This window comes from Micromonospora sp. C41 (assembly GCF_018070485.1).
In the GTDB taxonomy this organism is placed as follows: domain Bacteria; phylum Actinomycetota; class Actinomycetes; order Mycobacteriales; family Micromonosporaceae; genus Micromonospora; species Micromonospora chalcea.
The window spans coordinates 104,233-124,618 of the sequence record NZ_JAGPXP010000013.1 but is presented as its reverse complement, the minus strand read 5'-3'; the positions used below and the strand labels follow the sequence as shown (position 1 = coordinate 124,618).

Annotated in this window: 23 protein-coding genes; 11 read left to right on the top strand and 12 right to left on the bottom strand. The window is 71.9% G+C overall.

The window, feature by feature from the left end; translation table 11 throughout:
* Positions 1–27: 27 nt before the first annotated feature.
* The 6 genes from prcA to arc form a co-directional block, all read right to left on the bottom strand.
* Positions 28–861, bottom strand: a complete 834-nt coding sequence (gene prcA / locus KBX43_RS16435; RefSeq protein ID WP_043324381.1) for a proteasome subunit alpha — start codon at positions 859–861, stop codon at positions 28–30.
* A gap of 63 nt (positions 862–924) precedes the next feature.
* A complete protein-coding gene (gene prcB / locus KBX43_RS16430) occupies positions 925–1,764 on the bottom strand; it encodes a proteasome subunit beta (protein WP_030504129.1) in 840 nt (279 codons plus the stop codon).
* Positions 1,683–2,369, bottom strand: coding sequence for an endonuclease VII domain-containing protein (locus KBX43_RS16425; protein WP_210885255.1), 687 nt, complete (start codon positions 2,367–2,369; stop codon positions 1,683–1,685). Before KBX43_RS16425 ends, prcB begins: the two co-directional genes overlap by 82 nt.
* Positions 2,370–2,390: 21 nt before the next feature.
* On the bottom strand, positions 2,391–2,597 hold the full coding sequence (locus tag KBX43_RS16420) for a ubiquitin-like protein Pup (RefSeq protein WP_030504127.1): 207 nt from the start codon (positions 2,595–2,597) through the stop codon (positions 2,391–2,393).
* Between the two features lie 107 nt (positions 2,598–2,704).
* On the bottom strand, positions 2,705–4,222 hold the full coding sequence (gene dop / locus KBX43_RS16415) for a depupylase/deamidase Dop (protein WP_036344014.1): 1,518 nt from the start codon (positions 4,220–4,222) through the stop codon (positions 2,705–2,707).
* A gap of 167 nt (positions 4,223–4,389) precedes the next feature.
* On the bottom strand, positions 4,390–6,171 hold the full coding sequence (arc, locus tag KBX43_RS16410) for a proteasome ATPase (RefSeq protein ID WP_043324384.1): 1,782 nt from the start codon (positions 6,169–6,171) through the stop codon (positions 4,390–4,392).
* Positions 6,172–6,348: 177 nt separating this feature from the next.
* Between arc and KBX43_RS16405 the strand changes: the two genes are divergently transcribed.
* Positions 6,349–6,642: a ferredoxin gene (locus KBX43_RS16405; RefSeq protein WP_043324386.1), complete on the top strand. Its 294-nt coding sequence runs from the start codon at positions 6,349–6,351 to the stop codon at positions 6,640–6,642.
* Between the two features lie 61 nt (positions 6,643–6,703).
* On the opposite strand, the gene KBX43_RS16400 is transcribed toward KBX43_RS16405, so the two are convergent.
* The 3 genes from KBX43_RS16400 to KBX43_RS16390 form a co-directional block, all read right to left on the bottom strand.
* Positions 6,704–7,276: a hypothetical protein gene (locus KBX43_RS16400; protein ID WP_043330176.1), complete on the bottom strand. Its 573-nt coding sequence runs from the start codon at positions 7,274–7,276 to the stop codon at positions 6,704–6,706.
* Positions 7,277–7,451: 175 nt separating this feature from the next.
* Positions 7,452–8,396 (bottom strand): tRNA (adenine-N1)-methyltransferase, encoded by a 945-nt coding sequence (locus KBX43_RS16395; protein WP_043324388.1) that lies wholly within the window; start codon positions 8,394–8,396, stop codon positions 7,452–7,454.
* Entirely contained in the window at positions 8,393–9,451 is a 1,059-nt protein-coding gene (locus KBX43_RS16390; protein ID WP_231915491.1) for a site-2 protease family protein, read from the bottom strand. Before KBX43_RS16390 ends, KBX43_RS16395 begins: the two co-directional genes overlap by 4 nt.
* Before the next feature lie 202 nt (positions 9,452–9,653).
* Between KBX43_RS16390 and KBX43_RS16385 the strand changes: the two genes are divergently transcribed.
* The 4 genes from KBX43_RS16385 to KBX43_RS16370 all read left to right on the top strand — a co-directional run bounded on the left by KBX43_RS16385 (position 9,654) and on the right by KBX43_RS16370 (position 15,165).
* Positions 9,654–10,568 (top strand): PD-(D/E)XK nuclease family protein, encoded by a 915-nt coding sequence (locus KBX43_RS16385; RefSeq protein ID WP_043324392.1) that lies wholly within the window; start codon positions 9,654–9,656, stop codon positions 10,566–10,568.
* A 338-nt stretch (positions 10,569–10,906) separates the two neighbouring features.
* Positions 10,907–11,590 (top strand): response regulator transcription factor, encoded by a 684-nt coding sequence (locus tag KBX43_RS16380; RefSeq protein WP_064446104.1) that lies wholly within the window; start codon positions 10,907–10,909, stop codon positions 11,588–11,590.
* 261 nt (positions 11,591–11,851) lie between these two features.
* Positions 11,852–12,616 (top strand): ABC transporter ATP-binding protein, encoded by a 765-nt coding sequence (locus tag KBX43_RS16375; protein ID WP_043324396.1) that lies wholly within the window; start codon positions 11,852–11,854, stop codon positions 12,614–12,616.
* On the top strand, positions 12,616–15,165 hold the full coding sequence (locus tag KBX43_RS16370) for an ABC transporter permease (RefSeq protein WP_064446105.1): 2,550 nt from the start codon (positions 12,616–12,618) through the stop codon (positions 15,163–15,165). The genes KBX43_RS16375 and KBX43_RS16370 overlap by 1 nt, the downstream gene beginning before the upstream one ends.
* A 52-nt stretch (positions 15,166–15,217) precedes the next feature.
* Here KBX43_RS16370 and KBX43_RS16365 read toward each other — a convergent pair whose 3' ends face one another.
* The gene (locus KBX43_RS16365; RefSeq protein ID WP_104112479.1) at positions 15,218–15,856 is read right to left on the bottom strand and encodes an HAD family phosphatase; all 639 of its coding nucleotides are present in this window, start codon (positions 15,854–15,856) and stop codon (positions 15,218–15,220) included.
* Positions 15,857–15,971: 115 nt separating this feature from the next.
* Positions 15,972–16,712 (bottom strand): neutral zinc metallopeptidase, encoded by a 741-nt coding sequence (locus KBX43_RS16360; protein WP_210885252.1) that lies wholly within the window; start codon positions 16,710–16,712, stop codon positions 15,972–15,974.
* 165 nt (positions 16,713–16,877) lie between these two features.
* Between KBX43_RS16360 and KBX43_RS16355 the strand changes: the two genes are divergently transcribed.
* Positions 16,878–17,243: a hypothetical protein gene (locus KBX43_RS16355; protein ID WP_064446107.1), complete on the top strand. Its 366-nt coding sequence runs from the start codon at positions 16,878–16,880 to the stop codon at positions 17,241–17,243.
* Between the two features lie 9 nt (positions 17,244–17,252).
* On the opposite strand, the gene KBX43_RS16350 is transcribed toward KBX43_RS16355, so the two are convergent.
* Positions 17,253–17,432, bottom strand: coding sequence for a hypothetical protein (locus KBX43_RS16350; RefSeq protein WP_043324402.1), 180 nt, complete (start codon positions 17,430–17,432; stop codon positions 17,253–17,255).
* On the opposite strand from KBX43_RS16350, the gene KBX43_RS16345 reads away from it, so the two are divergent.
* From KBX43_RS16345 to KBX43_RS16325, 5 genes are all read left to right on the top strand, one after another.
* A complete protein-coding gene (locus tag KBX43_RS16345) occupies positions 17,431–17,610 on the top strand; it encodes a hypothetical protein (RefSeq protein WP_157560772.1) in 180 nt (59 codons plus the stop codon). The two genes, KBX43_RS16350 and KBX43_RS16345, sit on opposite strands and share 2 nt — an antisense overlap.
* Before the next feature lie 79 nt (positions 17,611–17,689).
* Entirely contained in the window at positions 17,690–18,025 is a 336-nt protein-coding gene (locus KBX43_RS16340; RefSeq protein WP_064446108.1) for a YnfA family protein, read from the top strand.
* A 72-nt stretch (positions 18,026–18,097) separates the two neighbouring features.
* A complete protein-coding gene (locus tag KBX43_RS16335; protein ID WP_374226007.1) occupies positions 18,098–19,099 on the top strand; it encodes an RNA polymerase subunit sigma-70 in 1,002 nt (333 codons plus the stop codon).
* Positions 19,100–19,104: 5 nt separating this feature from the next.
* Complete coding sequence (locus KBX43_RS16330) at positions 19,105–19,785, top strand: DUF6069 family protein (protein ID WP_307851540.1); 681 nt, start codon at positions 19,105–19,107, stop codon at positions 19,783–19,785.
* Between the two features lie 146 nt (positions 19,786–19,931).
* Complete coding sequence (locus KBX43_RS16325) at positions 19,932–20,333, top strand: hypothetical protein (protein WP_209961698.1); 402 nt, start codon at positions 19,932–19,934, stop codon at positions 20,331–20,333.
* The last annotated feature ends 53 nt before the right edge of the window (positions 20,334–20,386 follow it).

The window sequence follows — 20,386 nt, the reverse complement described above, 5'->3', positions numbered from 1 at the left end:
GCGGCGACGGGGTATTTCGCGCAGGTGTCACTCGGCGGGCTTGTCCTCCGCGTTGCCCTCCAGATCGGCCGAGCCCGCCGACGTGGTCGGCTTCTTCGCCTCCTCCGTCGGCACCGTCGGCGTCTTCGCCCGGCCCGGCGCGGGCGCGGTGTCGGCCTCCGCGTCACCGTCCAGCAGCGCGGTCAGCGCCGCGCCGGTGACCCGCCGGAACGTACGCCCCACCCGGCGCCGGTCCAGGACCGCAACCTCCAGCTGGTTCGCGGCGATCGTGCGGGCCGCGCCGCCCTCGCCGCCGACGCTGCTCAGCGCCTTCATGGCGGCGCGGACCGCCTCCGACAGCGACATCTCCGGCCGGTGCTCGTTCTTCAGCACCCCGCTGATCGCCTCGGCCTGGCCGCCCATCGCCATCCGGCCCGGCTCGTCGTTCACCGAACCGTCGTAGGTCACCCGGTAGAGGGAGTCGTCCTCGGGCGTGGCGCCCACCTCGGCCACGCAGATCTCCACCTCGAACGGCTTCGACTGCTCGGTGAAGATCGCGCCAAGCGTCTGCGCGTACGCGTTCGCGAGCGCCAGGCCGGTCACGTCCCGCCGGTCGTAGCTCAGGCCGTTGAGGTCGGCCATCCGCACGCCCGCGCGACGCAGGTTCTCGAACTCGTTGTACCGGCCGACGGCGGCGAAGCCGATCCGGTCGTAGATCTCGCTGACCTTGTGCAGCGTGCTGGACAGGTTCTCGGCGACGAAGAGCACCCCGCCGGCGTAGCTCAGGACCACCGCGCTGCGGCCCCGGGCGATGCCCTTGCGGGCCAGCTCGGAGCGGTCGCGCATGATCTGCTCGGGCGAGGCGTAGAACTGCATGGCCACGGCGGCGGTTCTCCTTCGGACCTGATGGTGCGGGACTGCTGAGTCGGTGGACGGGAAGCGGGATCAGCCGCCGGGGTTCTCCATCCGGCCGGCCACCACGCTCTCCGCGATCGCCGCCGTCTCGGCGTCGGTGAGCCGGTGCGTGCCCTCGGCGGTAGCGGTCATCACGACCGGGTAGATCCGCCGGGTCAGGTCCGGACCGCCGGTGGCGGTGTCGTCGTCCGCCGCGTCGTAGAGCGCCTCGACCGCCAGCCGCGTCGCGTCCTCGACCGACAGGCCGGTCCGGAACCGCTTCTTCAGCGCCGACTTGGCGAACAGCGAGCCGGAGCCGATCGCGTCGTAGCCGGTCTCCTCGTACGGGCCGCCGGTCACGTCGAAGCTGAAGATCCGCCCGGCCCGCGCCGGGTCGCTCGCCGCCAGGTCGAAACCGGCGAACAGCGGGACCACGGCCAGGCCCTGCATGGCCGCGCCCAGGTTGCCGCGGATCATCGAGGCGAGCCGGTTGGCCTTGCCGTCGAGCGAGAGCATCGCGCCCTCGATCTTCTCGTAGTGCTCCAGCTCCACCTGGAACAGTCGCATCAGCTCGATGCCGATGCCCGCGGTGCCCGCGATGCCGACCAGCGAGTACGCGTCGGCCGGGTGCACCTTCTCGATGTCGCGCTGGGCGATCAGGTTGCCCATCGTGGCGCGCCGGTCGCCGGCCATGACCACGCCACCGGCGGCCGAGATGGCCACGATGGTGGTCGCGTGCGGCGCCATGTCGGCGGCCATGCCGGGCGGCAGCGGCCGACGGCCGGGCAGCATCTCGGGGGCCACCTTGCTCAGGAACGCTGTGAAGGAGGACGTCCCCGCGTTGGTGAACACATCTGGAAGACGCCCGGATGGATCAAAACCCGCTGCCACGTGGTTCCTCTCAGGTACGTGATCGCCCTGGCCAGGACGTCGGCGTTGTCCTTGAACTGGCCAAGACCACCGTTGCAGTTGAAGCAGAGTATCCCGCGCACCCATCCGGTGCGATGATCGTGGTCCAGATGTTCCGGATCGGGGCGCCGACAGATCGCGCACACGCCGCCCTGCTCGGCCAGGAGCTCCTGGAACTCCTTCTCCCCGACCCCGTAGCGGCGGCGCAGGTGGTACTCGCGATTGCCACCGTAGAGCCGCTGCTTGGTCTCACGAGTCCGGAGGTTGTGGCACGGCTTGCAGTAGGTCGCATAGCCCGTGCTGTCAGAGCGGTTACGAGGGAAGTCGGCTAGGGGCTTGACGGTTCCGCAGTCGGCGCAGAAGCGATGGCCGTCCGGGACTTCCCTCGGCGTTTTCACCTCACGGTCGTACCGCTGCTTCACCCGCTTCGCATAGCTCGCCTTCGAGCGAGCGTTGAAGCAGGGCTTGCAGTAGCTGCCGCGGCCGCTGGGACGTTTGCTGCTCGCACAGAACTCATCGAGCGGCTTCCAGTCACCGCAGTCGCGGCAACAACGTCGGCCATCCTGATCGTCAAGGGGAACCGGCATGTCCGTTTCAGCCCTATTTGATCACTGACCTCCCTTTTGTACGTATCCCCTCACGAACTCCTCTGCGTTCTCCTCCAGGACGGAGTCGATCTCGTCGAGCAGGTCGTCGACGTCCTCGGTGATCTCGGCGTGCCGCTCGGCCACCTCGGGGTTCGCCTCCGCGGTGACCTCGTCGACCTCCTCGCGGGACTTGCCGGACTGGGTCTGCCCACCCTCTTGGGTCGCCATGGTGGTGCCTCCTCCACGATCGCCTGCGATCAACTTACCTCGCGGGAGCGACGAAAGGCCCGCCGCGCGCCCGGTTCCGGCACCCGACGGGCCTTCCGGCATCCGGGTCACCCGCCGGTGAGCGTCTCCAGCAGATCCTTGGCGCTCTCGCAGCGGTCGAACAGCTCACCGACGTGCGCCCGGGTGCCCCGCTCGGGTTCCATCATCGGCACCCGCACCAGCGACTCCCGGCCCACGTCGAAGATGACCGAGTCCCAGCTCGCGGCGACCACCTCGGAGGCGTACTGCGCCAGGCAGCGGCCCCGGAAGTAGGCCCGGGTGTCCTCCGGCGGCTCGGTCATCGCGGTGCGGGTCTGCTCGTCGCTGAGCATCGTCTTCATCGAGCCACGCTGCACCAGGCGGTGGTAGAGGCCCTTCTCCGGCCGCACGTCGGAGTACTGCAGGTCGACCAGCTGCAGCTTGTGCGAGCCCCAGCCGAGCTTCTCCCGCTCCCGGTAGCCCTCCAGCAGCCGCAGCTTCGCCACCCAGTCCAGCTCGTCTGCGCACTCGAACGCGTCGCGGCCGAGCCGGTCCAGCACGCTCTCCCAGCGGCGCAGCACGTCGGCGGTCTGCGCGTCCACGTCCTTGCCGTAGCGGTCGTCCACGAAGGAGCTGACCCGTTCCAGGTACGCCCACTGCACGTCCAGCGCGGTGAGCTTGCGGCCGTCGCGCATCCGCATCAGGTGCTTCAGCGACGGGTCGTGGCTGACCGCGCGCAGCTCCCCCACCGGGTCGGCGATGCCCAGGTCCGCGCCGAGCGCCTTCTCCTCGATCATGGTGAGGATCAGCGCGGTGGTGCCGACCTTGAGGAACGTGGAGATCTCGGAGAGGTTGGCGTCGCCGATGATGACGTGCAGCCGGCGGTACTTGTCGGCGTCGGCGTGCGGCTCGTCGCGGGTGTTGATGATGGGCCGCTTGAGCGTCGTCTCCAGCCCCACCTCGACCTCGAAGAAGTCGGCCCGCTGGGAGATCTGGAAACCGGTCTGGCCGCCGTCCTGGCCGATGCCGACCCGCCCGGCGCCGCAGACGATCTGCCGGGTGACGAAGAACGGCGTCAGGTACGCCACGATGTCGGCGAACGGCGTCTGCCGGCGCATCAGGTAGTTCTCGTGCGCGCCGTAGCTGGCGCCCTTGTTGTCGGTGTTGTTCTTGTACAGGTGGATCGGCTGGGTGCCCGGGATGGTCGCGGCCCGCCGGGCCGCCTCGGCCATCACCCGCTCCCCCGCCTTGTCCCACCGGACCACGTCGAGGGGGTTGGTCACCTCGGGCGTGGAGTATTCCGGGTGGGCGTGGTCGACGTAGAGCCGCGCGCCGTTGGTGAGTATGACGTTGGCGAGGCCGAGGTCCTCGTCGGCGAGCGCCTCGGCCGGGTCGTACGCGGCGCCGGAGTAGGTGAACCCGCGCGCGTCGCGCAGTGGCGACTCCTCCTCGTAGTCCCAGCGGGCCCGGCCGCCCCGGTTGAGTTCCGGCCGCGCCCCGTAGGCGTTTACCACCTGGGAGGAGGTGACCATCGGGTTGGCTCCGGCCTGACCGGGCACGGAGATGCCGTACTCGACCTCGGTGCCCATGATCCTTCTGACGCTCATCGACCTGCCCGCTCCCGCTCGCCGTCCCGGTCCCCGTCATGTCGAGCGTAGTCGGCGTGACGCGCCGAGGGGGCGTGGCGGCAGCGCCGGGTCCGGTGTGGCGGCTTCCCTGCGTACGCGCGAAGGCCCGTGGCGGGTGCGCCGCGGGCCTTCGTCGCAGGGTCGGACTACAGGTACTGGCCGGTGTTGCTGGCGGTCTCGATGGACCGTCCGGCCTCGGCGCCCTTGCCGCCGGAGACGAGCGTGCGGATGTAGACGATCCGCTCGCCCTTCTTGCCGGAGATGCGCGCCCAGTCGTCGGGGTTGGTGGTGTTGGGCAGGTCCTCGTTCTCCCGGAACTCGTCGACGCAGGCGTCGAGCAGGTGCTGCAGGCGCAGCCCCTTGCGGCCGGAGGTGAGGAACTCCTTGATGGCCATCTTCTTGCCCCGGTCGACGATGTTCTGGATCATCGCGCCGGAGTTGAAGTCCTTGAAGTAGAGGACTTCCTTGTCGCCGTTGGCGTAGGTGACCTCGAGGAAGCGGTTCTCCTCGGTCTCGGAGTACATCCGCAGGACCACCGCGTCGATCATCGCCGCGACGGTGGCCTGGGCGTCGCCGCCGTGTTCGGCCAGGTCGTCGGCGTGCAGCGGCAGGCCGGCGAGGATGTACTTGGAGAAGATGTCCTTCGCCGCCTCGGCGTCCGGCCGCTCGATCTTGATCTTCACGTCGAGCCGGCCGGGACGCAGGATCGCCGGGTCGATCATGTCTTCCCGGTTGGAGGCGCCGATGACGATGACGTTCTCCAGGCCCTCCACGCCGTCGATCTCGCTGAGCAGCTGCGGGACGATGGTGTTCTCCACGTCCGAGGAGACGCCGGAGCCGCGGGTGCGGAACACGGAGTCCATCTCGTCGAAGAACACGATCACCGGAGTGCCCTCACCGGCCTTCTCCCGCGCCCGCTGGAAGATCAGCCGGATGTGCCGCTCGGTCTCGCCGACGTACTTGTTGAGCAGCTCCGGGCCCTTGATGTTGAGGAAGAAGCTGGTGTGCCGCTCCTTGCCCTCCCGCTCGGCGATCTTCTTGGCCAGCGAGTTGGCCACCGCCTTGGCGATCAGCGTCTTACCGCAGCCGGGCGGACCGTAGAGCAGGATGCCCTTCGGCGGCCGGAGCTGGTGCTCACGGAACAGGTCGGAGTGCAGGAAGGGCAGCTCCACCGCGTCGCGGATCTGCTCGATCTGCGCCTGGAGGCCACCGATGTCCTCGTAGTTGACGTCGGGCACCTCCTCCAGGACCAGTTCCTCGACCTCGCTCTTCGGGATCCGCTCGTAGGCGTACGCCGAGCGGGGCTCGATCATGAGCGAGTCGCCGGCCCGGATCGCGCTGCCGATCAGGGTCTCGGCGAGGTGCACGATCCGCTCCTCGTCGGAGTGCGACACCACGAGCGCCCGGTCACCCGGCGCGCCGTCCGGGCCCGCCAGGATCTCCTTGAGCATCACGACCTCGCCGACCCGCTCGAAACCGAACGCGTCGACGATGTTGAGCGCGTCGTTGAGCAGGACCTCCTGGCCACGGCGCAGCTCGTCGGCCTCCAGCGACGGCGAGACCGCCACCCGGAGCTTGCGCCCGCCGGTGAACACGTCCACCGTGCCGTCGTCGTGCTTGGCCAGGAAGACGCCGTAGCCACTCGGTGGCTGGGCGAGCCGGTCGATCTCCTCCTTGAGCGTCACGATCTGCGCGCGAGCCTCCTTGAGGGTGCTCACGAGCCGTTCGTTGTTCTCGGTCAGCCGCGCCAACTGGGCCTGGGTGGCCGCCAGCCGCTCTTCGAGCTGCCGGACGTGTCGAGGGCTTTCGGTCAACTTGCGCCGCACCAGAGCGAGTTCCTCTTGCAGGAACGCGACCTGCGTGGAGAGATCGTGGGCTTCCTTTTCCCACCGTGCGGCGCGCGAGTCCGCGTCGTCGCTGCGTGCCACGTCCCACCTCCCCGGGGGGCTTGAACGTTCTGACCTAACACTAGCCGCTATGAGCCCGATTCGGTCCACAGCAACGCGCTCGTCACCGAAGCTTGATCGCGAAGGGCTGGTCGCGGGGTGGGTACGGGCGTTCGGGTACCGTCGGAGCGTGGGACGGGAGAACATGGGGGGTGCTTCGTGACCGACGTCGCGACCGACCAGTTGCAGGTCTGGGTCGACCAGGACCTCTGCACCGGTGACGGGCTCTGCGTGCAGTACGCGCCGGAGGTCTTCGAGTTCGACGTCGACGGCCTGGCGTACGTCAAGGGCCCCGACGGCGAGCTGCGGCAGGCCCCCGGCGCCCGGGTGGACGTGCCGGAGCACCTGCGCCTCGAGGTGATCGACTCGGCGAAGGAGTGCCCGGGCGAGTGCATCCACGTGGTGCGCGGCAGCGACGGCGTGGAGGTGGCCGGCCCGGAGGCCGACGACTGAGGCCCGGACAGCTGCACGGCGGGCCGGGGACCACACGTCCCCGGCCCGCCGTTCGTCCGCCTCAGAGCAGGGGCCGGCCGACCACCGAGGCGACCAGTCGGGCGAACTCCTCCAGCCGGGCGATCTGCCCCGCCCCGCCGTCGTCGAGGGTCTTGCCGAAACGCAGCGCGTCGTGCCGGGGCGCGCCCGCCACCTCGTCGCTGGGCGGCGCCTCGTCCAGGGAGCTGAGCAGCAGGTACACGTCGATGCTGTCGACCCGTACGGTGCCGTTCTCGGCCCGCATGAGCCGCCGCCGGCAGCCGACCTCGGTGACGGTGGACAGCGGCACCACCCGCAGCGACGAGGTCATCGCGCCGGGCGGCCCCTCCCCCGGTGGCACGTCCTCGCCGTGCCAGAGCACCAGCCGGCTGCCGTCGCAGACGACGACCTCCTGCCACACGCCGTTCACCTCGTTGACGAACCGTTCCAGCGTGAAGCCGAGCACGGAGGCGCCGCGCAGCACGCCGTCGAGCGCCTCCAGCGCGATGTCCGGGTCGCGCAGGTACGCGCGGGCGGCCGACTCCAGGTCGGTGTAGGGCGACCAGTCCGGGAAGACGGCGGGCAGGTCACCGTTGCCGTAACCGGGGTTGCTCACGCCGCCTCCCACCGGGCCGCGCCGCCGTGCTGCCACCGGTCCAGGTCACCGGCACGGGCGCGCCGCCCGACGCGCGCCCCGATCCGCTCGCTCATGCCACCGTCTCCACCCGCTCAGGTGTCGTGCCCACCGGCACACATGATCCGCCCGTACGCGCGCGCCCGCGCGTCGGGGGTCAGGACTCCTGCGGCTCCTGCTCCGCGCGGGCCGCGGCGGCGGCGCGCAGGGCGTCGCGGCGCTGCGCGTACGCCTCGGCGCCCTTGCTGGGCTTGCGGCGGCGCGGCGGCGCGGTGACCCCGGGGGCGAGTTTGCGGGCGGAGACCAGGAACGCGGTGTGGGCGATCATCCGGTGGTCCGGGCGGACCGCCAGCCCTTCGGCGTGCCAGTCGCGCACCAGCGACTCCCAGGCGCGCGGCTCGGTCCAGCCGCCACGCTCGCGCAGCGCCTCGACCAGCTCGGACAGCTGCGGCGTGGTGGCCACGTAGCCGATCAGCACGCCGCCGGGCACCAGCGCCCGCTCGACCATGTCGAGCATCTCCCACGGCGTCAGCATGTCCAGGATGATCCGGTCGAAACCGGTCTCGGCGCAGTCGGCGACGTCGCCGACGTGCAGGTTCCAGGCCGGGTGCGGGCCGTTGAAGAACGCCTCCACGTTGCGGCGGGCGATCTGCGCGAAGTCGTCGCGCAGCTCGAACGAGTGCAGCTCGCCCTCGGTGCCGACGGCCCGCAGCAGCGAGCAGGACAGCGCGCCGGACCCGGCGCCGGCCTCCAGCACCTTGGCGCCGGGGAAGATGTCGCCCATGGCGACGATCTGCGCCGAGTCCTTCGGGTAGATCACCTGGGCTCCGCGCGGCATGGAGAGCACGTAGTCCGACAGCAGCGGCCGCAGCGCCAGGAACGCGGTGCCGCCCCCGGCGGTGGTGACCACGCTGCCGTCGGGCAGGCCGATCAGGGTGTCGTGCTTGAGGATCCCCCGGTGGGTGTGGAACTCCTTGCCGGGCTCCAGCGTCACGGTGTGCATCCGGCCCTTGGGGTCGGTCAGCTGGACCCGGTCGCCCGGCCGGAACGGCCCGCGGTGGACCGGGGGCAACGCCGGGACGGTGGAGATCTCTACGGTCACGTGTTCGTCTTCCGTTTGGGTTCCAGGAGCTGGGCGAGATCCGCGATGTGCAGCACGCCGACCACATCTTCGCCTGCCGTCACGACGTACTGCGCGCCCGGGTGGGTGCGTACGGTCTCCAGGACCCGCTCGCCGTCCGCGCCGACCGGCAGGGCCGGCACCGCGGACAGGTCGCGGGCCACCTCGTCCACCGCGACCCACGGCCTCCGTTCCGGGGGTACGGCGGCGGCGCGCGCCGGGTCGACCACGGCGACGGTACGGCCGGCGGAGTCGACGACGCCCAGCGCCGCGTGCGGGGTGGCCACCTCGTCGCGGCGGCGCTGGGCCTCGGCCAACGGCGTGCCGGTGGGCACCGGCAGCAGCGGGCGGGCCAGCCGGGCCAGGTCGACCAGGTGCAGCCGGCGGCCGATACGGGCCAGCCGGATGGACTGGCCGGCGCCGCGCCACAGCGTCAGCGCGACGAGCAGCAGCAGCGGCAGGGCCAGCGGGGCCAGCGCCCGGCGCATGGTGAGCACCACGACCAGCGCCAGCGTGCCCAGCGCGACGGCCCGGCCGACCCAGCCGGCCACCTCGGTGCCGCGGTGCCGGTCGCGGGTGAGCGCCCACACCGCGGCGCGCAGCGCCCGCCCGCCGTCCAGCGGCAGACCGGGCAGGCTGTTGAAGATCGCCACCACGACGTTGCTGACCGCGAGCTGGAAGGCGAGCTGGTGGCCGAGAGTGCCGGCGGGCAACGCGAGGGTGGCGGCGACCGCGCCGGCGCCGAGTACGGCGGACACGGCCGGCCCGGCCAGCGAGATCAGCAGCTCGATCCGCGGCGTGGGTGCGTCGCGGTCCATCTCGGTGTACCCGCCGAGCAGTTCCAGCGTGATCCCGCGCACACCGATGCCGTAGCGGCGGGCGGTCAGCGCGTGCCCCAGCTCGTGCAGCAGCACCGAGCCGAGCAGCGAGACCACGAAGCCGAACCCGACCAGGTAGCCGCCGAGCGGGCCGAGGTCGAGCTGGCGGCGGGCCAGCGCCGCGTACAGCACCGTGACGACGACGGTGAGCAGCAGCATCGAGGCGTCGACGCGCAGCGGCACCCCGAGCACCCGGCCGAGGCTGAGCCCCGGCCGGCGGGATCCTCGGCTCCGCTGCTGCACCGGCCCGATGCTACGTGAGCGTGCGCGGCGGGCCGCCGCGGTCACTGAGAGGGAGATCCGATCATGCTCCGGTGCGGCGACGGTGGCGGTGTCACAGGCGTGGCCTAACCTTCCGGGCATGACGGCGGAACCGATGATCGACAGCCACGGCGACCAGACGGCACCGGCGCCGGTCACGGTGCGGGCGTCGCTGTCGCCGTCCCGGGCGGCCGACTTCAAGACCTGCCCGCTGCTCTACCGGTTCCGCAGCATCGACCGGCTGCCCGAGCGGCCGACTGTCGAGCAGGCCCGGGGCACGCTCGTGCACGCCGTGCTGGAGCGGCTGTTCGACCTTCCGGCCGCCGCGCGCACCCCGGAGTCGGCCGGTGATCTGGTCGCGCCGCAGTGGGACCGGCTGGTCACCGAGGAGCCGGAGCTGGCCTCGCTGTTCGCCGACGGCGACACCGCTGGTCCGCAGGAGTTCCTCCGGTCGGCGACGGCGCTGCTGGACGGCTACTTCGCGGTGGAGGACCCGCGCCGGCTGGAGCCGGCCGAGCGCGAGGCGCTGATCTCCGCGGTGGTGGACGACGAGCTGCTCATCCGGGGCTACCTCGACCGGCTCGACGTGGCGCCCGACGGCGCGCTGCGAGTGGTCGACTACAAGACCGGCGGCGCGCCGCGCGAGGCGTTCGAGGCGCGGGCGCTGTTCCAGCTCAAGTTCTACGCCCTGGTGCTGTGGCGCACCCGGGGCGTGGTGCCGCGGGTGCTGCGCCTGCTCTACCTCAAGGACGCCGAGGTCTGCGACTACGCCCCCGACGCCGACGAGCTGGTGCGCTTCGAGCGCACAGTGGTGGCGCTGTGGCGGGCGATCGAGCAGGCCACCGCCCGGCAGGACTTCCGGCCCCGCCCGAGCCGCCTGTGCGACTGGTGCAGCCACCAGGCGCTGTGCCCGAGCTACGGCGGCACGCCGCCGCCGTTCCCGGTGGCCGCCGCCGCGCCCGACCCGCTGGTGGACGCCCGCTCCCGCCCGGTGGCGCCCGGCGCCGACGAGTAACCTCCGGCCCCAGCCGTCGAGTATTCGGCGCTGGCCGGAGGGCACCCGGGCTGACGCCTGGCCGGACCGCCCCGGACCGGCGGGCCATTCCGCGCATGACCGGCGCGCAGACCGCCCGCTATCCCGCGCGGAGCGGCGCGCAGAGCGCCTGCGATCCCGCGCGGGCCTGAGCGCGCGGAGCCCGGCCAACCTGCGGGATCGGGGCGGCCTGATCGGCGACCGCGCGACCGGTGACCTCTACGGTGGTTACCGCGGCCCGGCTCACGCCGGGCGGATCGCGCGCGTGCCGGCGCCGACGGGTCCCGGCCGGACCGCCGCCCGGACGACGAGGGGGACGCATGACCGACGGCGCCGTGTCCCGGCCGGTGCGGGTTCTGCTCGCCGACGACCAGCCGCTGCTGCGTACCGGATTCCGGATGGTGCTGGGCGCGGAGGACGACCTGGACGTGGTGGGTGAGGCCGGCGACGGCGCGGAGGCGGTGGACCTGGCGCGGCGGCTGCTGCCCGACGTGGTGCTGATGGACATCCGGATGCCGCGGATGGACGGGGTGACCGCGACGCGCGCGATCGTGTCCGCGCGGCTACCGGTTCGGGTGCTGGTGCTCACCACGTTCGAGCAGGACGAACACGTCGTCGGGGCGCTGCGGGCCGGCGCCAGCGGGTTCCTGACCAAGGATGTGCCGGCTGAGGACCTGGTCGCGGCGATCCGCACGGTGGCGGCCGGGGACGCGGCGATGTCTCCGCGCATCCTGCGCCGGCTGCTGGACCGCTTCGCCGAGCTGCTGCCCGATCCGGCCGCCGCGCCGGCGCGGGCGCTGGACCCGCTGACCGACCGGGAGCGGGAGGTGCTCACCCACATGGCGCGCGGTCTGTCCAACGCGGAGATCGCCCGAGTGCTGTCGGTCAGCGAGACGACTGTGAAAACCCATGTCGGGCACGTGCTGACGAAGCTACGGTTGCGCGACCGGGTTCAGGCGGTCGTGCTCGCGTACGAGACGGGTCTGGTTCGTCCAGGGCGGTGAGGTGGTGCGGGTCACCTACCGTGACCAGCGGCGGGGCTGATGTGTTGACCATCACGCCAGGTAAGGGCCTAACGTCGGCGCCGCCGGCCGGTCAGGGGTCACCCTGAGCCCGGATGGGGGTCCACCCTCAGCGGAAGATCGGCACGGATTCCACCCCAGGTCGGAGGGCTTTCGGGCTCGCGACCCCGAGGATGGATTCCGCCGCACCGACCAGCGGGGGCGGTGCGGCATTGAGAACGACAGACGGAAGAGGTACATGACGTGACCGCGACGGTAGGCCAAGAGCAGGCCGCGGCCCGGGCGAACGATGTGTGGAAGGTGTACGGCAGCGGCGAGGCGCAGGTCGCCGCGCTACGGGGGGTGAGCGCCGAGTTCGAACGCGGCCGGTTCACCGCGATCATGGGGCCGTCGGGCTCCGGGAAGTCCACACTGATGCACTGCCTCGCGGGTCTGGACACGGTGACCAAGGGCACCGTGATGATCGGCGACACCACTGTGACCGGTCTCAACGACGCCGGTCTGACGAAGCTGCGCCGGGACAAGGTCGGCTTCATCTTCCAGCAGTTCAACCTGCTGCCGACGCTCACCGCGCAGGAGAACATCCTGCTGCCGCTGTCGATCGCCGGGCGCAAGCCCGACCCGGCCTGGTACGACGTCGTGATCGACACGGTCGGCCTGCGGGAGCGGCTCGGGCACCGCCCGGCGCAGCTCTCCGGTGGCCAGCAGCAGCGCGTGGCGTGCGCCCGGGCGCTCGTGGCCCGCCCCGAGGTGATCTTCGCGGACGAGCCGACCGGCAACCTGGACTCCCGCTCCGGCGCCGAGGTGCTGAAGTTCCTGCGCAACTCGGTACGCGAGCACGGCCAGACCATCGTCATGGTCACGCACGACCCGACCGCCGCCGCGTATGCCGACCGGGTGGTCTTCCTCGCCGACGGGCAGATCGTCTCGGAGTTGATCGAGCCGACCGCCGAGACGGTGCTGGACACGATGAAGAAGCTGGACGCTCCGGTCGAGGTGGGCAACTGATGCTGCGGGCAACGCTCAAGAGCCTGCTGGCGCGCAAGCTGCGCCTGCTGCTGTCCGGGCTGGCGGTGGTGCTCGGCGTCATGTTCGTCTCCGGCGCGTTCGTGCTCACCGACACGCTCGGGCGTTCCTTCGACGCGGTCTTCGCCGACGCGTACGCCGAGGTCGACGTGAGCGTCGAGGCGAAGCCGAAGATCGACGTCTCCACGGCGGAGGGGATGCCGCTGAGCACCCCGATGCCGGCGTCGGTGCTGGACCGGGTCAAGGCGGTGCCCGGCGTCGCCGACGCCGAGGGCGTGGTGGCCGCCGAGGGCGCCCGGATGATCGGCAGCAACGGCAAGGTGGTCACCTCGTTCGGCCCGCCGCAGCTGGGCCAGAACTGGCTCGGTGAGAGCGACCTGCTGGAGCTGCGCGAGGGCCGCGGCCCGCAGGCCGACGACGAGATCGTGATCAACGCCGCGCTGGCCGAGGCGGGCAAGGTCAAGGTCGGCGACCGGGTCGGCGTGCTGACCCTCGCACCGAAGAAGGAGTTCACGCTCGTCGGCGTGTTCGGCTACAGCGGCGGCCGGGACTCGATCGGTGGCGCGAACGAGGTCTACTTCACGACTCCGGTGGCGCAGCAGCTGATGCTGGGCAAGCCGGACGTGTTCAGCAACATCAGCGTCCAGGCCGCCGACGGCACCACGCCGGCCGCGCTGCGCGACGAGCTGGCCCGCACGCTGGGCGCCGACTACCAGGTCAAGACCGGCGAGCAGCTCGCCGCCGACGCCTCGGCCGGCCTCAAGGAAGGGCTGTCGTTCTTCAACAAGATCCTCCTCGGGTTCGCCGCGGTGGCGCTGCTGGTCGGCACGTTCCTGATCCTCAACACGTTCTCGATCATCGTGGCGCAGCGCACCCGTGAGCTGGCCCTGATGCGCGCGATCGGGGCCAGCGGCAAGCAGGTCATCGGCTCGGTGGTGCTGGAGGCGCTCGCGGTCGGCCTGATCGCCTCGGTGCTGGGGCTCGCCGCCGGCATCGGCGTGGGCGCGCTGCTGGCGTACCTGTTCGGTCAGCTCGCCGGGGGTCTCACCCTGGCCGGGCTGGGCGTGCCCGCCTCGGCGGTGATCGGCGCGTTCGCGGTCGGCATGCTGATCACTGTGGTCGCCGCGCTGCTGCCGGCGCTGCGCGCCTCGCGCATCCCGCCGATCGCCGCGATGCAGGACGTGGCCACGCCGGACCGGCCGCTGACGAAGGTCACCATCGGCGGTGCCGTGGTCACCGGCATCGGCGCGGTGCTGCTGTTCCTCGGTCTCGGCGGGCACGCCGGCGACAGCACCCTGGCGACCATCCTCGGCGGCGTGCTGTTCGCGTTCATCGGGGTGGCGCTGCTGACCCCGATCATCAGCCGGCCGGTGGTCTCGCTGCTCGGCGCGATGTTCTCCTGGTCGGTGCCGGGCAAGCTGGGCCGGCTCAACTCGGGCCGCAACCCGCGCCGTACCGCGATCACGGCCGCCGCGCTGATGGTGGGCATCGCCCTGGTCACCGGCGTGACGGTGATCCTGGACTCGGCCAAGGGCAGCATCGGCGCGCTGGCCGAGGACACCATCAAGGCGGAGCTGGTGATCTCCGGGTCCACGTCCGGGCCGCGTCCGGCGAGCTTTGACCCGGCGGTCCTGGAGAAGGCCGCCGCGATCCCGGGTGTGCAGATGGTCGACGGCGAGTACGGCGATATGGCAGTGGTCGGCGGCGAGCGGACCTGGGTGGCCGTGTCGAGCAACGTGGCCGCGCTGCAGCAGATCTTCGGGGCGAAGGCCGCCGCCGGTGACATCAGCAAGCTGGCGCCGGACCAGATGCTGGTCAGCTCGGACACCGCGAAGGCACGCAACCTCAGCGTCGGTTCGACGGTGCCGGTGCAGCTGTCCCGTGGCGACGCCCGCACCTACACGGTCAGCGGCATCTACGAGAGTTCACAGCTGACCAACCCGGTGACGCTGCCGCCGCAGGCAACGGCGGACTTCGCCATCCCGCAGCCGATCCAGGGTTTCCTGCAGCTCGCCCCCGGCACGTCGGTGGACGCGGTGCAGCCGCAGATCGAGCGGCTGCTGGCGGACAGCCCCGAGGTGTCGGTGGCCGACCGGGCCGGGTTCATCGAGCAGCAGACCGGTCAGCTGGACTCCCTGCTCCAGATGATCCAGATCCTGCTGGCGCTGGCCATCGTGATCGCCGTGCTGGGCATCATCAACACGCTCGCGCTGTCGGTGCTGGAACGCACCCGGGAGCTGGGTCTGCTGCGGGCGATCGGCCTGCGCCGCGCCCAGACCATGCGCATGATCACGGTCGAGGCGGTGGTGATCTCGATCTTCGGCGCGCTGCTCGGCGTGGTGGTCGGCACCGGTCTCGGCGCGGCGGTGGTGGAGGCGCTCAAGGACGAGGGCATCACCGACCTGATCCTGCCGTGGGGTCAGATGGTGACGTTCCTGATCCTGGCCGCGATCATCGGCGTGGTCGCGGCGGTGCTGCCGGCGATCCGCGCCGCGCGGATCAACGTCCTGGGCGCCATCGCCCACGACTGACGTGAAAGGAAGGGCCCCTTCTTAACGCCTCGTGCATAAGAAGGGGCCCTTCCTAACGGTTGAGCAGCGCCGCGAGCAGCTCCAGGTCCGCCCCGAGCAGGCTCTCCATCTGGTGTACGCCGTCGGCGGGCGCCAGCGGCACCTCGGCCGGTACGGCCAGCACCGCCGCACCGGCGGCCAGCGCGCTCGCCACTCCGGTCGGTGAGTCCTCGATCGCCACGCACCGCTCGACCGGTACGCCCAGCAGACGCGCGGCGGTCAGGTACGGCTCCGGGTGCGGCTTGGCCGCGTCCACCTCGTCGCCGCAGACCACCGCGTCGAAGCTGTCCCGGCCCAGCGTGTCCAGGGCCACCTCGACCAGGGACCGGCCACTGGAGGTGACCAGCGCGGTGGGGATGCCGGCGTCCCGTACCGCCCGCAGCAGCGCCAGCGCGCCCGGACGCCAGCGCAGCCCGGTGCGGAACAGCTCCAGGATCCGGGCGCTGATCCAGTCGGCGCTTTCCTGCACGTCCCGCTCCGGCTGGCCCAGGTCGTCGTGCACGATCCGCATCGCGTCGGCCATCCCGGTGCCGACGATCGCACGGCGGGCGTCGTCGGACAGGACACCGCCGTACACGGCGGCCAGTTCCTGCAACGCGACGTCCCACAGCTTCTCGCTGTCGACCAGCGTGCCGTCCATGTCGAAGAGCACGGCGGCGGGGTGCTTGCTGCTCAGCGGGGGCCTCCTTCGGTACGGGTACCCCGCCGATCCTGCCAGCCGCGCCGGGCCCGCCCGTCACCGTCCCCGCCCCTGGTGACCCGCGGCATCACCCGAGACCGCACGCGCCCAGCGACTTCTCGTATCCCCGGAAGAACGAATCGCTGCGCTGCTCGGCGGTGCCGTGCGAGCCCTCGGCGAACCACGGCTGGTCGGGGTCGTCGCCGACCGCCAGCAGCCCTTCCCGGAACTCCTCCAGGTCGCCGTCCTCCAGCTCCAGCACCCCGGCGCGCACGCTGTCCCCGAGGTACGCCCCGGCCATGCAGTCGGCCTGCAGCTCCTGCTGGATGGTGAAGTTGTAGCGGATGCCGAGCCGCACCTGCATGCCGTGGGCGTACTCGTGGCCGAGCAGGTAGAACAGGAACGCGTCGCCGATCTGCCGGAACGCCGCCACCGACCAGTTCACGTCGTAGGCGATGAAGTCGCCGGCCGAGCAGTACACGGCGTTGTTGCGCGGCAGGCCCTGCCCGGCACAGGCCACCTCGCCCTCCCGGCTGTAGGCCACCACCCGCCGGATCGGGGTGAAACGCTGACCGGAGGCGCGGAACTGCTGCGCCCAGTAGCGTTCGGCCAGCCGGACCGCGTCCTCGATGTCCTGCTTGAACTCGGCGACGCTGGTGGTGCCGTCCGCCCGGGTGGTCTGCGACTCGGGCTGCCCGCTGCTGCGGGGTGCGGGCTGCTGCGGCTCGCCCTGGTCGACGCCGCCGGCCATGCAGCCGGCCGCGACCAGCGCGGCCACCACCAGCCCGGCGATCGGCCCGCGCCCCTGACGTCCCGCCCTGTCCCCCACCATGACCTCCCGGTTTTCGTACCCGTGTCCCGCAGCAGTACCCCCGGCGGACGCCGGTGATGCTCACCGGCTCACACGCACGGCCGCCGGGAAACGTTCACCGGGCGACGGCGTCCCGGGCGCCCGCGCCGGTCGCGCTGGATCGGCCCGGGTACCGTCGCCGGGATGGAGCCGCACCCGTCGTACGCCGGAATTGTCTACTGGCGACGTAGCCTCTGGAACGGCCTGCGGTGCGTGCCGGTGCTGATGACCCTCGACGAGGGCTGGCTGCGGGCCGGCGACCGGCGCGGCGCGGAGGTGTTCGCCGCGCCCGTCGGGCAGGTCGAGGCCCGGGGAACGATCTTCGGCACGATGCTGCTCACCGTCGGCGGCCACCGGTACGCCCTGGTCGGCGTGGGCGCCACCGTCTCACCGTCACCGAGCAGGGAACAACTGCGGCGGCTGGACGAGCTCAGCGCCCGCGCCGAGCCGGTGCCGGACCTCGCGTCCTGGTGGGAGACGCTGGCGCGGGCCGGCGTGACGGTGCGCTGAGCGGCGTGGTCAGTCCAGGCCGCGCATGATGTGCGGTTCGCCGTCGTCGTCGCCGAAGCAGCGGTGCAGCACCTGGGCACGCGCCCACAGGTCCAGGCTGCTCGGCGGTCCGACCGGCCCGGTGCCGGCGGGCGCGCTCAGCACGGGAGCCGGGTCCGGCGGGACCTGCGACGTCACCTCGTCGGTCATGTCCGCCCCTTTCGTCGTACCCATGCTCGCCCTCGGGCGTTTCCGCCACGTCAACGCCGACGGCGGGGGCGTGGACGCGCCGCCTGGTCCGGCGTCGGCCCGTACTCCGGTGACGGTAGTCCGCCGGGCCGCCGAGCACAGCCGTATTCCCGACGTCGCCGCAGGTGGCGGCTGGTGATCACGCCTGCGGACCGGGCGGGCCGCAGGTGTCGCCGCGCCGGGCGTCGCGACCCTCGCGCCCGGCTACGGTCTGACGCATGACTGTCGTCCGGTCCATCCTACTGTTCCTGCTCGCCGCGCTCGCCGAGATCGGCGGCGCCTGGCTGGTGTGGCAGGGCTGGCGGGAGAACCGCGGCCTGCTCTGGGTCGCCGCCGGGGTGATCGCGCTCGGCGCCTACGGATTCGTCGCCACGTTCCAGCCGGACCCGAACTTCGGCCGCATCCTCGCCGCCTACGGCGGCGTGTTCGTCGCCGGGTCGCTCGCCTGGGGCATGGTCGTCGACAAGTTCCGGCCCGACCGCTACGACCTCGCCGGCGCGGCCATCTGCCTGGTCGGCGTCGCGATCATCATGTACGCGCCGCGCGCGAGCTGACGGCGCGGTGATGAGTTTCCGCGCCCGTACCCGTCACACCTGCGACAGACCACGACGAGGCGGGAGGATGACGTGATGGGTGCGGAGCCACGGCGGGCGGAGCTGGGCGTACGCGATCTGGGTGAGGTCGACGAGCCGGCGTTCGCCGGGCTGGCGCAGCGGCACCGGCGGGAGCTGCACGTGCACTGCTACCGGATGCTCGGATCGTTCGAGGACGCCGAGGACACCGTCCAGGAGACGTTCCTGCGCGCCTGGCGGCGGCGCGAGACGTTCGCCGGCCGCTCCACGTTCCGGGCCTGGCTGTACCGCATCGCCACGAACGCCTGCCTGGACCTGCTGGCCAAGTGCCGTCCCGAGCCGGCGACCGGCGGCGAGGTGCGGTGGCTGCAGCCCTACCCGGACCGGCTGCTCGACGAGCTGCCCGCGGCCGGCGCGGACGAGCCGGAAGCCGTCGCGGTGGCGCGGGAGACGATCGAGCTGGCGTACCTGGTCGCGGTGCAGCACCTCGCGCCACGCCCGCGTGCCGTGCTGATCCTGCGTGACGTGCTCGGCTGGCCGGCCAAGGACGTCGCGGAGCTGCTCGGCGACTCGGTCAACTCGGTGAACAGCGCGTTGCAGCGCGCCCGCGCCGGCATGCGGGAACACCTGCCCGCGCAGCGGCAGGACTGGACCGGCGACGAGGCGGACACCCGCACCCGCGAGCTGGTACGCCGCTTCACCGACGCCGCCGTCGCCAAGGACGTCGCCGCTCTCGCCGCCATGCTGCGCGACGACGTGCGCTGCTCGATGCCCCCCACCCCGGGGCTGCAGATCGGCCGGGACGCGGTGGTCGCCGACTGGGTCGCGGACGGCTTCGAGAGCCTGGGCAGCATGCGGGCCGTGCCCACCGCCGTGAACCGGCAGCCCGCCGTCGCGTTCTACCTGTGGCAGGAGAGCGACGGCGCGTACCTGCCGCTCACCGTCGACGCCCTGCGCGTCACCGGCGGGGCGATCACCGAGATCGTCACGTTCCATGCCGACCAGTTCCCGCGCCTCGGGCTGCCCGAGCGCCTGCCGGCCGACCGTACCCCGTAGTGCCGGTGCGGACGCTCGCGCTGCCCGGCGGCGCGCGCGTCGCGGTGGTCGCAGCCCAGTGGCAGCACGCGTACGGCGTGGTCACGCACGGACGGGTGCAGCTGGAGCTGCGCGACGGCGCGCCCGGGCCGGTCCTGCGCCGCGACGCCGGTTTCTGGCTGCGCGAGACCGGAGTACGCGCGCTGCGCAACCCCGGCCGCCGTACCGCGACGGTGCGGATCCTGACCCCCGACTTCTGGAGGAGCGACATGATCAGCAGCACCGACACCGGCGTGGGCTCTCGCCGTTCGCACAGCTTCCGGCGGCTCGCCGTCACCGGCGTCGTCGCCACACTCGTCGCGATGACTGCAACCACGCTCGGCGCGGCGCTCGCGCGGGCCGCCGGCGTCGACTTCGCGATCCCGGACGGCGGTGACGAGGCCATCCCGCTCGGCGGCTTCACCGTGGTGACCGGATTCTTCTCCCTCGTCGGGGTCGTCATCGCCGCCGTACTGCTGCGGTTCAGCGCGCGTCCCGCGTCGCGGTTCGTGTGGACGGCGGTGGCGCTGACCGCGCTGTCGCTGGCGCCGCCGTTCCTCGTCGGGGCCGCCGCCACGACGAGCGTCACGCTGGTCGCTCTGCACCTGCTCGCGGCGGCGGTGATGATCCCCTCCCTGACGCGATGCCTGCGCGCGAGGATCGACTGACACTCCGCTCCCGGTGAGTGGGCTGGGCCACAAAACACTCTCGATTCGCAGGGTTCGATCGAAAACGACCGGGAACTCCAATATGGACCAAACGCCGGGCGCCGACTGGCGGCGCCCGGCGCCACGTTCGACCGAGAGGTGACACCATGACCTTCCGCGCCAGGCTCGTCGGAGCCGCACTCGCCGGGACGCTCGCCGCCGGTGCATCGGCACTGGCTGGGGCCTCCGCGGCCAGCGCGCAGGCAGAACCCTGCGTTCAGCGCATCGCCGTGGTGAACAACGCCGCCTTCGTGATGTCCTTCAGTGTTCAGGCGAGCAACGGCCTGGAGACGGCGAACACCGACACCTACCCGATCAACCAGTCGCGGACGATCGATCTCACCACCACGGCGCTGCCGGTCGGCGCCGACGTCCGGCCGGTGGTCGACGCGGTGGCCGGCGCGACGCGGACCCCGAGCAGCTTCGTGTCGTACTGCGAGAACGGGCAGACCGCCACGTACTCGGTGACCGGGACGACGTACGACTACTCGGTCACGCTGATCGGCTGACCGGCACGTCGACGCTTCGGGGCGTCCGCCGTCGCGGCGGGCGCCCCGCGCTC